We start from the raw sequence: 11,542 nt of genomic DNA, 5'->3' as shown, positions 1-11,542 counted from the left end.
CATGTCGCGCCACAGGTCCTCGCGGTCCTCGAACTGGGCCAGCACGGAGCAGTCGATGGTGTGGACGGCCACCGAGCCGTCCTCCTGGGCGATGCCGACGATGCGGTCGCCCGGCACCGGGCTGCAGCACCCGGCGAAGTGCAGCGACACGCCGGGGTCGAGCCCCGCGCCGCGCACGAACGAGCCGGCGGCCGGCCCGTCCTCGATCTTGCGCCGGCGGGCGGCGGCGGCCTTCTCCTCGGCCTTCAGCCCCGGGAACACCGCCTCCAGCACCTGGGTCGGCTTCACCCGGCCGCGGCCCATGGCGATGAACAGGTCGTCCTCGCTGCTCACGCCGAAGCGCTCCAGCACCGGCTTCATCTGCACCTGGTCGCGGCTCTTGCCCGCCCGGGCGAAGGTCTCGTCGATGGCCGCGCGGCCCACGCGCGTCAGCTCCTCGCGCTCGCCCAGCCGCAGATGCCGGCGGATCGCCGAGCGGGCGCGGCCGGTCACCGTCAGGGTGCGCCACTCGGTCCATTGCACGGGTTTGGAGCCGCGCACGATCTCCACCACATCGCCGTTCTGCAGCGGCGTGCGCAGCGGGCGCAGCTCGCCGTTGATCTTCACACCCACGGTCGTGTCGCCCACGTCGGTGTGCACGGCGTAGGCGAAGTCCAGCGGCATGGCCCCGCGCGGCAGGCTGATCAGCTTGCCCTTGGGCGTGAACACGAACACCTGGTCGAGGTACATCTCGAGCTTGGCGTGCTCGACCAGCTCCTCGGCGTCGCCGCCGTGCTCCAGCACCTGCACCAGGTGGCGCAGGTTCATCAGCGGATCGCGCCCGCCGTCGGCGGCGGCGGCCTCGGGGTCGAAGCCGTAGGCGGAGTTCTTGTAGCGCCAGTGCGCCGCCACACCCTCCTCGGCCACCCGGTCCATGGCCTCGGTGCGGATCTGCATCTCGATGCGCATGCCGCGCGGCCCGACCACCGTGGTGTGCAGGCTGCGGTAGTTGTTGCGCTTGGGCGTGGAGATGAAGTCCTTGAACCGCTCCGGCACGCTGGGCCAGGCCCGGTGGATCACGCCAAGCGCGCGATAGCAGTCGTCCTCCGTGTCGACGATGACGCGGAAAGCGTAGATGTCGGAAAGCTGAGAGAATCCAATGGATTTACGCTGCAGTTTGCGCCAGATCGAGAACGGGTTCTTCTCGCGGCCGAACACCCGCGCCGGCACGCCGGCCTGGTCCAGGCGGGACGCGATCTCGCCGGAGACCACCGCCACCGCCCCGCCCTGCGACTGGCGCAGCGCCTCCAGGCGGCGGCCGATGGCGTCGCGGGCCACCGGGTTGAGGTGCTCGAACGCCAGCTCCTCCAACTCCGAGCAAATCCGGTGGCAGCCGATGGAGCGGGCGAGCGGGGCGTAGATGTCCAGGGTCTCGCGGGCGATCCGCTCGCGCTTGGCCGGGCTCTCGATGTGCTGCAGCGTGCGCATGTTGTGCAGCCGGTCGGCCAGCTTGACCATCAGCACCCGCACGTCCTTGGAGATCGCCAGGATGAACTTGCGCAGGTTCTCCGCCTGGCGGGTGTGTTCGTGGGTCAGCTCCAGCTTGGAGAGCTTGGTCACCCCCTCCACCAGTTCGGCCACCTCCTCGCCGAACAGTTCCTGGATCTGGGCGCGGGTGACCGGGGTGTCCTCGATCACGTCGTGCAGCAGGGCGGTGACGATGGTCTCGGTGTCGAGCCGGTAGTCGGTGAGGATGCCCGCCACCTCGATGGGGTGGGCGAAATAGGGGTCGCCGGAGGCCCGCTTCTGCGCCCCGTGCATGCGCATGGCGTAGACGTAGGCGCGGTTCAGCAGCGCCTCGTCGGCGGTGGGGTCATACGAGCGGACCTTGTCGATCAGCTCGTATTGCCGGAGCATCCTGGGCTTGCGCCCGGCCGCCGGCGCGGCCTTGGGCGGAACGGCGGCGGGGGGCGGCGCCGTCTTGAGTTGGACTGGTTCTGGGCCTTCCAGGCTCAGTACCGTTCCTCCTGACCGCCGTCGCGGTCGCTCTGCAGGGCGCGGACCAGCTCCAGTTCGCTCATCTGCATATGGGTCGGGTCGGAGAGCAGGGCGAGGGTCTCGGCCTCTTCCTCGGCCTCGGAGCGCTCGTCCACCCGCTGCAGGGTGCCGATCAGGCTCTCGCGCAGCTCCTCGGCGTCCACCACGTCGTCGGCGATCTCGCGCAGCGACACGACGGGATTCTTGTCGTTGTCGCGATCGACCAGCAATTGCGCACCCGCCGAGATGGCGCGCGCGCGGTGCGCGGCCAGGAGCACCAGGTTGAACCGGTTCGGCACCTTTTGAATGCAGTCTTCGACGGTGACGCGGGCCATGAAATCCTCAAGCGGCGGGTGAGATTTCAACCAAATAGTGTTTTGCCGCCTTTTGTGCAACGCCGAAGACGGGCGCTCAGCCCAGCGGGGCGGAGTCCCGGCCCACGGGGGCGGCCGCGGCGAGCTCGGCGGCGGTGCGGCCCAGCACGGGATGGCGCCAGTCCGGGGCGATCTCGGCCAGCGGCCCCATGACGAACAGCCGCTCGTGCGCCCGCGGGTGCGGCAGGGTCAGGCCTGGGGCATGGCGCACCGTCCGGCCATAGGCGACGAGGTCCAGGTCCAGCGTCCGCGGCGCGTTCGGCGCCCGCCGGGTGCGGCCGAACGCTTGCTCGATCGCCAGCAGGGCCGCAAGGGCCGCCTCGGGCCCCAACTGCGTCTCGACAAGGACGACGGCGTTGCGATAGGCAGGCGCCGCGGCGTCCGGCCATGCGGCGGAACGCCACCAGCTTGATCGACGGGCGATCGGCAATCCCGCCGAATCGAAACGGACCAGGGCGGCCTCAAGAAGAGCTTGGGGCGACGGAAAGTCTCCGGCTAGGTTGCCGCCCACGGCGACGACCACCGCGGCGTCCAGGTTCAACGACGTCGCGTCCAAGGATTTCCAGATCCCATGAGCTTTTACCCGACCGACCGGCTGGCGCTCTTCATCGACGGCTCCAACCTCTATTCGACCGCCAAGGGCCTGGGCTTCGACATCGACTACCGCAAGCTCCTGGAGGAGTTCCGCAAGCGCGGGGTGCTGATCCGCGCCTACTACTACACCGCCCTGGTGGAGGATCAGGAGTATACGCCGATCCGCCCCCTCGTGGACTGGCTGGATTACAACGGCTACAGCCTCGTGACCAAGTCGGCGCGGGAATATACCGACTCCCACGGGCGCAAACGCTGGCGCGGCGACATGGACGTCGAGATCGCCGTAGACATGATGAACATGGCCGACCACGCCGACCACCTGGTGCTGTTCTCCGGCGATGGCGATTTCCGCTACCTGGTGGAGGCGGTGCAGCGCAAGGGCGCGCGGGTGACCGTGATCTCCACCGTGAAGTCGCAACCGCCGATGGCCTCCGACGAGCTGCGCCGGCAGGCCGACAACTTCGTGGACCTGAACGACCTGGCCGAGATCGTCTGCCGCCCGTCGCGCCTGCCCCGCTTCGTGCAGGAGCCGGCCCGCACCGGCGACCGGGCGCGCCAGAGCGAGCCGGAGGAAGATGTCGACGCTGACGCCTGACCCCGCCCCGGGGCCGGAGCCGGAGCCGGAGCCGCCCAGGGACTGCCCCCGCTGCCCCCGGCTGGTCGCCTATCGCGCGGCCAACCGCGCCGCCCATCCCGATTGGTTCAACGGCCCCGCGCCCTCGTTCGGGGATGCGGCCGCGCGCCTGCTGGTCATGGGCCTGGCCCCCGGCCGGCAGGGCGCCAACCGCACCGGGCGGCCGTTCACCGGCGACCACGCCGGGGTGCTGCTCTACGAGACCCTGGGCAAGCTGGGCTTCGCCCGCGGGCGCTACCAGGCCCGGCCCGACGACGGGCTGGAGCTGGTGGACTGCATGATCACCAACGCCGTCCGCTGCGCGCCGCCCGGCAACAAGCCGGAGCCCTCGGAGGAGGCCGCCTGCCGCCCGTTCCTGGCCTCCCGGCTAACCGCCCTGCCCCGCCTGCAGGTGATCGTCACCCTGGGGGACGTGGCCCGCCGCAGCCTGCTGAAGGGCCTGGGCCTGAAGGCTTCCGCCGACGTCCCCGGCCACGGCTCGGAGTTCGACGCCGGGCCCTACAGGGTGATCAACAGCTACCACTGCTCGCGGCTGAACACGAACACCGGACGGCTGACGGCGGCGATGTTCGAGGACGTGTTCCGGCGGGCGAAGGCGCTGCTGCGGGACTGAGGTCCACCGGCGTCACGCCTGATCGTCATCCCCGGCGGCGGCGCGTAGCGCGACCTCACCGCGTCCAGCAGCGATAGCGCCAGGCCTCGGCCAAGCCGGCGCGGCGGTAGAGCGCGCACGCCGGGGCGTTGGCCTCGTCCACCTGCAGGAACAACCGCGCGACGCCGCGCCGGGCCGCCGCTGCGGCCAGGCCCGCCAGCACGCGGCCCGCCAGCCCTTGCCCGCGGCGCGCCTTGGCGGTGCGCATGCCGTGGACGCCGGCCCAGCCGTAGCCGAAGGACATCACCCCCACCGCCGCCGTCTCGCCGCCCTCGCGCACCTGGCCGAACACCGCGCCCGGCGAGCGGCTCAGCGCCGCCGCCCGAAAGGCGCCGTCCACGGGATCGAAGCCCTCGCCCAGGAACACCTGTCTCCAGGCGGCGTCGGGAGCGTCCACGGTCTCGCCCGGCTCGCCCAGGACCAGCAGGCCGGAGACAGCGCCGAGCATCACCAGGGTCGGAGGGTCGGCGCCATAGCCCCGCGCGGCCAGCTCGCCGCGGATGTCGTCCAGGCCCGGCGCTTCCGCCAGCCGGAACGCCGGCGTCATATCGCGCGCCAGGTAGGCGGCCTCGATACGGTCGAGCACGGCGAGGTCGCAGGCCATCTCGTGGCTCAGCGGAACGGCGCTCCTGGCGCGCTTGATCGATCCGTCCTCGAGCCCGGCCAGCCACCCGTCCGTCTCCAGCACCTCCACCGGCGACACCGCGGCCAGGGTCGCCCGCTCGATCGCCTCGACGTCGGCCGGGATCACCCCTTGTCCCGCATCAGCCGGGCCTTGTCCCGGGCCCAGTCGCGCTCGGCGGTGGCCTCGCGCTTGTCGTGCAGCTTCTTGCCCTTGGCCATGGCCAGCTCCAGCTTCGCCAGGCCCTTGTCGTTCCAGTAGAGCTTCACCGGGATCAGGGTGCGGCCCTCGCGCTGCACGGCGCCGATCAGCCGGTCGATCTGCTTGCGGTGCAGCAGCAGCTTCCGGTGGCGCCTGGGCTCGTGGTTGAAGCGGTTGGCCTGGGCGTAGGGCGGGATGTCGGCGTTGATCAGCATGATCTCGCGCCCCTGCACGTCGGCGTAGGCCTCGGCGATGTTGGCCCGGCCGTTGCGCAGCGACTTCACCTCGGTGCCGGTGAGCGCCAGGCCCGCCTCCACCGTGTCATCGAGGAAATAGTCGAATCGCGCCCGCCGGTTCTCGGCGATCAGGCGACCGGCCATCAGATGACGCCCGCCTCGCGCAGGGCCTCCAGCACGGTCTGGCGCGAGGCCTCGGAGGCCGGCGCGATCGGCAGGCGCACGTCTTCCCGGCAGAGGCCCAGGTGCGCCAGAGCGAACTTGGTGGGCGCGGGCGAGGCGTCGCTGAACAGCGCCCTGTGCAGCCGCACCAGCCGGTCCTGCCAGTAGAGGGCGGTCTTGCCGTCGCCCGCCAGGGCCGCGTTGTAGAAGGCCGCGCAGAGGTCGGGCGCGACGTTGGACGTCACCGAGATGCAGCCGTGGCCGCCGTGGGCGATGTAGCCCAGGGCGGTCGGGTCGTCTCCGGACAGCATCACCCAGTCGGGGCCGCAGAGCAGGCGCTGCTCGCTGGCGCGGACCATGTCGCCGGTGGCGTCCTTGATCCCGACGATGTTCGGCAGCCTGGAGAGCCGCGCCAGGGTGGCGTTGGAGATGTCGACGCTGGTGCGCGCCGGCACGTTGTAGACCAGCACCGGGATCTGCACCGCCTCATTGATCGCCGCGTAGTGGGCGTAGAGGCCCTCCTGGCTCGGCCGGTTGTAATAGGGCGTGACGATCAGCGCCGCGTCGGCGCCCACCGCCTTGGCGTGGCGGGCGAGCTCGATGGCCTCGGCGGTGGCGTTGGAGCCGGCGCCGGCGATCACCGGCACGCGGCCGGCGGCGGTCTTCACGCACAGCTCCACCACCCGGCGGTGCTCGTCATGGGACAGCGTCGAGGTTTCGCCGGTGGTGCCCACCGGCACCAGGCCGTGCACCCCGCCGCCGATCTGGCGCTCCACCAGGGCTGTGAACGCCGCTTCGTCGACCGCGCCCTCGCGGAACGGCGTCACCAGCGCGGGTAAGACGCCGTTAAACATAACTTCGGACATGGTCTGTAAATTGCCGCCAAGACGCCGCAGGGAGTTGCGGCCAGAGTTGGGCCGGACAATATGGCCGTGCGGGCCGACCCCGCAACGTCCGTGTTCGTTGTCGGCGAGACCGGAGATAAAGCTTGCGCCCCACCATCCGTAAAGCCCTGTTCGCCGCCGGCGCGGTCCTCCTGCTCTCGGCCGCAGCCGAGGCGGAGCCTTCCGCCGCGCCGGGCGGCTACGGCGGCATGACGGTGCGCCAGCCGCTGAACCTGGCGCAGACCCCGGCCTCCGCCCCGCGCCAGCCGATCTCCGAGGCCGACGCCCAGACGCTGCGCATGGTGCTCGACGCCGTGAAGCGCGGCGACATTTTGTCCGCCCGCGCCAATCTGCCGCTGATCTCCGACCCGCTGGCCCGCAAGATCGGGACCTGGGCGTTCGTCGATTCCACCTCGGGCGCCATGAGCTTCTCCGAGCTGGAGCAGGCCCGGCGCGACCTGGCCGGCTGGCCGCGCGAGGCGCGCCGCCAGCTCGCCGCCGAGAAGCGGCTGGAGGGCTCCGGCCTCTCCGCCCGCCAGACCGTCGACTGGTTCGCCGGCGCCCAGCCGCAGACCGCCGAGGGCGCCATGGCGCTGGCCGGCGCCTACCGGGTGCTGAACCGGCCGCAGGACGCCGCGGCCCTGATCCGCCGGACCTGGCGCGAGAAGGTGTTCGAGGCCGACGTGCAGCGCCTGATGCTGTCGCGCTTCGGCGACGTGCTGACCCAGGACGACCACGCCCACCGCACCGACATGATGCTCTACGGGGCCGTCGGTCCCGCGGCCCGCGACATGATCGCGCTGCTGCCCGCCGACCAGCAGCAGCTCGCCCTGGCCCGTATCGCGCTGCGCGCCAACGCCGCCGACGCCAACGAGCTGGCGGCCGCCCTGCCCGCCAGCGTCGCGGGCAGCCCGTCCCTGGCCTTCGAGCGCGCCGCCTACCTGCGCCGCCGCGGGCTGGACAGCCTGGCCCTGGCGCTGCTGCAGAACTTTCCCAGGGAAACGGCCACGCCCGCCGCGGCCGACCGCATCTGGGACGAGCGCTACCAGCTCACCCTGCTGGCGCTGCGCAACGGCGATTCCCGCGCGGCCTATTCCGCCGCCGCCAACAGCGGCCTGACCTCCGGCGCCGACGCCGCCGACGCCGAGTTCTACGCCGGCTGGATCGCCCTTCGCCGGCTGAAGGACCCGGCCCGGGCCGACGCCCACTTCGCCGCCCTGGAAAAGATCGGCTCCTCGCCGATCACCCGCGGACGGGCGCTCTACTGGCGCGGCCGCGCCGCCGAGGCGCGCGGCGACCAGGCCGCGGCGCAGGCCTTCTATGGCCAGGCGGCCAGGTACTACACCACCTTCTACGGCCAGCTGGCCGGCGAGAAGGTCGGCGACGGGCGCCTGACCCTGCCCGCCGACCCCACCGTCACCGCCGCCGACCGCGCCCGCTTCGAAGGCCGCGAGGCGGTGCGCGCCGTCCGCGTGCTCTACGACCTGGGCCAGCGCGACTCGTTCCGCGCCCTGGTGCTGGGGCTCGACGACATCCTGCCCTCCGCCGAGGAGGAGGCCCTGCTCATCGACCTGACCCGCGGCTACGGCGAGCAGGACCTGTCCATGAAGGTGGCCCGCGCCGCCGCCCAGCGGGGTTTCGTCCTGCCGCAGCGTGCCTATCCGTTCCGCACGCCGCCCCAGGTTCTGGACGGGCCGGAGCCGGCGCTCGTCCTGGGCATCACCCGCCAGGAAAGCGGCTTCGACCCGATGGTCCGCTCCGGCGCCGGCGCCCGCGGCATGATGCAGCTGATGCCGGCCACCGCCGCCATCGTCGCCCGCCGCAGCGGCATGGGCTACGCGCCCTCGATGCTCGACGACCCGGACTACAACATGCGCCTGGGCGCCGCCTACCTGGGCCAGGTGGTGGACGGCTTCTCCGGCTCCTACGTGATGGGCGTGGCGGCCTACAACGCCGGCCCCGGCCGCCCGGCCCAGTGGTCCGCCTTCTGCGGCGACCCGCGCGGCGCCTCGTCCGACCCGATCGACTTCATCGAGTGCATCCCGTTCGGCGAGACCCGCAACTACGTGATGCGCGTGCTGGAGGGGATGCAGGTCTACCGGGCCAAGCTGAACGGCGGCTCAGCCCCGATCACCCTGTCCTCGGACATGCTGCGCGGCAGCTACAACTATCCGCCGCCCTCGACCCGGGTGGCCTCGCAGCCGTAGGCCGGCTTCAGTCGATCACCAGGCCGTTCATCAGGCCGTCGAGGCTGACCGCGATCAGCTCCTCCGTCGGCTCCCAGTGGAAGTTGGGCCGCCCGGTCAGCAGCGCCACCAGCCCGTGGCCGGCCATCCAGGACACCTGGGCCGCAGCGTCGGCCGAGCCGGCGCGCAAGCGCCCGGCGGCGGCGATCTCGCGCACCACGCTGGCGTAGATCTCGTAGCAGCGCCAGCTGAGCTCGGTGGTCCCCTCCGGCCAGGCGTCGGCGTTCGGCCGCGGCCCCGAATAGACCAGGTTGTAGGCGTTGGGATGCTGCAGGCCCCAGCGCACATAGGCCTCCAGCATCATCCGCACCCGGGTGACCGAGTCCACCGGCTTGGCCGCCAGTTCGGTGTTGCGGTCCAGGAGCTGCGTCAGCGTGCGCTCGCAGATCTCCATCAGGATCGCGGCCTTGTCGGGGAAGTGCATGTAGAGGGCGGTGGACGACACCCCCACCTCGTCGGCGATCCGGCGGATAGTCGCCCCGTCGTAGCCTTCGGCCACGAAGATCCGCTCGGCGGCGTCGAGGATCTCGGCCCGCCGCAGATACCCGTCGCCCTTGGCCTTGCGCGCGGATCGGCGCGCGGCGGGAACCTCTAGCTGCGTCAATTGGATGCCTCCAACAAGATCTAGTGTGCACGGAGCCTGAAAACCCATCTCCTGGCAAGGGCGCGCCGGCGCGCAGCCGTTCGGCGGGCTGGACGACCTTGGGCGTGAGCGCGTAAGGCGCGGGGCATGAGCGCGCCCGCACCCGCCGTCGCCGACGCTCCGGGCGTGATGCGCACCCCCGGATGGGACGACTACGCCCTGATCGACTCCGGCGGCGGGCGGAAGCTCGAGCGCTACGGCCCCCACCGCGTGGTGCGCCCGGAGCCGCAGTGCCTGTGGGCGCCGCGCCTGCCCGCCGCGGCCTGGGACGCCGCCGACGCGGTGTTCGACCCCGCCGACGAGGAGGACGCCGGCCGCTGGCGCTTCGCCGGGCCCGTCCCCGGAACCACGCCGCTGGCCTGGCGGGCCGTGCGGTTCAACGCCCGCTTCACCGCCTTCCGCCACCTGGCCTTCTTCCCCGAGCAGGCGGCCAACTGGGCATGGCTGGACGCGCGGGTCCGCGCCGCGCCGGGCCAGCCCCGGGTGCTCAACCTGTTCGGCTACACCGGCGTCGCCAGCCTGGTCTGCGCCGCCGCCGGGGCCGCGGTCACCCATGTGGACGCCTCGAAGAAGGCCGTCGCGTGGGCGCGCGAGAACGCCGCCCTCTCCGGCCTCGACGACCGGCCGGTGCGCTGGATCTGCGAGGACGCGCGCAAGTACGTCCAGCGCGAGGCCCGCCGCGGCTCGCGCTACGACGGGATCATCCTGGACCCGCCCAAATATGGCCGCGGACCCGCCGGCGAGGTCTGGCGCCTGTTCGAGGACCTGCCGGAAATGGCCCGCCTCTGCGCCGAGCTGCTCTCGGAAGGCGCGGCCTTCCTGGTCCTCAACGCCTACGCCGCGCGGATCTCCGGCGCCTCGCTGGCCGGCCTGCTGTCCGAGGCGCTGGCGGGACGCGGCGGCCGTATCGACTGGGGCGAGCTGGCCCTGGTGGAAGAGGCCGGCGACCGGCAGATCGGCCTGTCGTTCTACGCCCGGTGGTCGGCGTGACGTCGCGCGCCGTCACCTCGCTCGCCAACCCCACCGTCAAGGCGGTGCGGGCGCTGCACCTGCGCAAGGCCCGCGAGGAGACCGGCCTGTTCGTCGCCGAGGGCCTGAAAATCGTCACCGAGGCGGTGGAGTTGGGCCACGCGCCGGCCATCCTGCTGCATGGCCGCGAGGCCTCGGACCATCCGCTGCTCGCCAAGGCCGCCGCCGCGGCCCGGGCCGCCGGCGGCGAAGTGGTCGAGGTGACCCGGGAGATCCTCGCCAAGGTCTCGCGCCGGGACAATCCGCAGGCGGTGGTCGGCGTGTTCCGCCAGCGCTTCACCGCGCTCGCCGACCTGGTCCCCGCGGCCGCCCCGGCCTGGGTCGCCCTGCACCGGGTGCGCGATCCCGGCAACCTCGGGACCATCGTGCGCACCGTCGACGCGGCGGGCGGCGGCGGGGTGATCCTGGTGGGCGAATGCTGCGACCCGTTTTCCGTGGAGGCGGTGCGCGCCACCATGGGCTCGATCTTCGCCGTCACACTGGCCCGCGCCGACGAGGCCGCCTTCGCCGCCTGGCGCGCCGCCTGGCCGGGCTCGGTGGTGGGCGCCCTGCTCAGCGCCACGACGGACTACCGCGCCGCCGGCTATCGCGCCCCCAGCCTGGTGGTGATGGGCAACGAGCAGCAGGGTCTGCCGCCGGAGATGGCCGGCCTGTGCGACGTGAGCGTCAAGATCCCCATGCGCGGCCGCGCCGACAGCCTGAACCTGGCGGTGGCGACCGGGGTGATGCTCTACGCGGCGATCGGCTGATCAGCCTGCGGTCTTCGTGGCTGCGGCGCGGCGGGCGGCGGACGGCGCCTCGGCGTCCGCCGGGATCGTGCGGCGAGAGGTCTTTTCCCGCTCCAGGTGCTCGACCAGCTTCTGATGCGCCTGGGCGGCCTTGTGGCAGCGCGCCTGCAGCGCCTCCAGTTCCTTGTCGGTGAGCTTCTCGATGCCGATGAACTCGTTCTCGGCGTCGGAGGTCAGGATCAGGTCGTCGAGCTTGGCCTGGATCGCCATGCCGTCGCGGTTCTGGGTGTTCTGGATCAGGAACACCATCAGGAAGGTGACGATGGTGGTGGAGGTGTTGATGATCAACTGCCAGGTGTCGGAATAGTGGAACACCGGTCCGGTCAGCGCCCAGATGGCGATCAGCAGGATACAGATCACGAAGGTGATCGGTCGCCCGGCCGTGCGCGAGGTCTCGTTCGCGAAGCCGGTGAAGACCTTGGTCAGGCTGAAGCGCGTCTCGGTGGGTTCGTTGGCCGACA

General features: G+C 71.9%; 13 protein-coding genes. 5 read left to right on the top strand and 8 right to left on the bottom strand.

Going from position 1 to position 11,542, the window contains the following annotated elements:
- The 3 genes from VGL30_RS03980 to folK form a co-directional block, all read right to left on the bottom strand.
- On the bottom strand, positions 1-1,896 hold a 1,896-nt coding region (locus VGL30_RS03980), incomplete at its 3' end, for a bifunctional (p)ppGpp synthetase/guanosine-3',5'-bis(diphosphate) 3'-pyrophosphohydrolase (RefSeq protein ID WP_331537005.1).
- A gap of 95 nt (positions 1,897-1,991) precedes the next feature.
- The gene (gene rpoZ / locus VGL30_RS03975; protein ID WP_331537003.1) at positions 1,992-2,351 is read right to left on the bottom strand and encodes a DNA-directed RNA polymerase subunit omega; all 360 of its coding nucleotides are present in this window, start codon (positions 2,349-2,351) and stop codon (positions 1,992-1,994) included.
- A 76-nt stretch (positions 2,352-2,427) separates the two neighbouring features.
- Complete coding sequence (folK, locus tag VGL30_RS03970) at positions 2,428-2,931, bottom strand: 2-amino-4-hydroxy-6-hydroxymethyldihydropteridine diphosphokinase (RefSeq protein ID WP_331537001.1); 504 nt, start codon at positions 2,929-2,931, stop codon at positions 2,428-2,430.
- A gap of 30 nt (positions 2,932-2,961) precedes the next feature.
- Here folK and VGL30_RS03965 point away from each other — a divergent pair, with 30 nt between their 5' ends.
- Together VGL30_RS03965 and VGL30_RS03960 are read left to right on the top strand one after the other, a co-directional pair.
- Positions 2,962-3,579, top strand: a complete 618-nt coding sequence (locus VGL30_RS03965; RefSeq protein ID WP_331536999.1) for an NYN domain-containing protein — start codon at positions 2,962-2,964, stop codon at positions 3,577-3,579.
- Positions 3,560-4,231 (top strand): uracil-DNA glycosylase, encoded by a 672-nt coding sequence (locus tag VGL30_RS03960; RefSeq protein ID WP_331536997.1) that lies wholly within the window; start codon positions 3,560-3,562, stop codon positions 4,229-4,231. Before VGL30_RS03965 ends, VGL30_RS03960 begins: the two co-directional genes overlap by 20 nt.
- Before the next feature lie 55 nt (positions 4,232-4,286).
- Here the strand turns inward: VGL30_RS03960 and VGL30_RS03955 are convergent, their stop codons facing one another.
- From VGL30_RS03955 to dapA, 3 genes are read right to left on the bottom strand one after another with little or no spacing between them, the layout of a single operon-like run.
- Positions 4,287-5,021 (bottom strand): GNAT family N-acetyltransferase, encoded by a 735-nt coding sequence (locus VGL30_RS03955; protein ID WP_331536995.1) that lies wholly within the window; start codon positions 5,019-5,021, stop codon positions 4,287-4,289.
- Positions 5,018-5,473, bottom strand: a complete 456-nt coding sequence (gene smpB, locus VGL30_RS03950) for an SsrA-binding protein SmpB (protein WP_331536993.1) — start codon at positions 5,471-5,473, stop codon at positions 5,018-5,020. Before smpB ends, VGL30_RS03955 begins: the two co-directional genes overlap by 4 nt.
- Positions 5,473-6,357 (bottom strand): 4-hydroxy-tetrahydrodipicolinate synthase, encoded by an 885-nt coding sequence (gene dapA, locus VGL30_RS03945; RefSeq protein WP_331536991.1) that lies wholly within the window; start codon positions 6,355-6,357, stop codon positions 5,473-5,475. Before dapA ends, smpB begins: the two co-directional genes overlap by 1 nt.
- A 122-nt stretch (positions 6,358-6,479) precedes the next feature.
- Between dapA and VGL30_RS03940 the strand changes: the two genes are divergently transcribed.
- A complete protein-coding gene (locus VGL30_RS03940) occupies positions 6,480-8,582 on the top strand; it encodes a lytic transglycosylase domain-containing protein (protein ID WP_331536989.1) in 2,103 nt (700 codons plus the stop codon).
- Between the two features lie 7 nt (positions 8,583-8,589).
- Here the strand turns inward: VGL30_RS03940 and VGL30_RS03935 are convergent, their stop codons facing one another.
- A complete protein-coding gene (locus VGL30_RS03935; RefSeq protein WP_331536987.1) occupies positions 8,590-9,225 on the bottom strand; it encodes a TetR/AcrR family transcriptional regulator in 636 nt (211 codons plus the stop codon).
- Between the two features lie 126 nt (positions 9,226-9,351).
- Here VGL30_RS03935 and VGL30_RS03930 point away from each other — a divergent pair, with 126 nt between their 5' ends.
- Together VGL30_RS03930 and VGL30_RS03925 are read left to right on the top strand one after the other, a co-directional pair.
- Positions 9,352-10,254, top strand: a complete 903-nt coding sequence (locus tag VGL30_RS03930; protein WP_331536985.1) for a class I SAM-dependent methyltransferase — start codon at positions 9,352-9,354, stop codon at positions 10,252-10,254.
- Entirely contained in the window at positions 10,251-11,042 is a 792-nt protein-coding gene (locus VGL30_RS03925; protein WP_331536983.1) for an RNA methyltransferase, read from the top strand. Before VGL30_RS03930 ends, VGL30_RS03925 begins: the two co-directional genes overlap by 4 nt.
- Here the strand turns inward: VGL30_RS03925 and VGL30_RS03920 are convergent.
- Positions 11,043-11,542, bottom strand: a 500-nt coding sequence (locus tag VGL30_RS03920) for a low affinity iron permease family protein (RefSeq protein ID WP_331536981.1), incomplete at its 5' end; no start/stop codon positions are given.

The organism is Phenylobacterium sp. (assembly GCF_036502675.1).
GTDB lineage: Bacteria > Pseudomonadota > Alphaproteobacteria > Caulobacterales > Caulobacteraceae > Phenylobacterium.
Note: the sequence above shows the minus strand (reverse complement) of the source record. Positions and strands in the feature narration are given on the sequence as shown.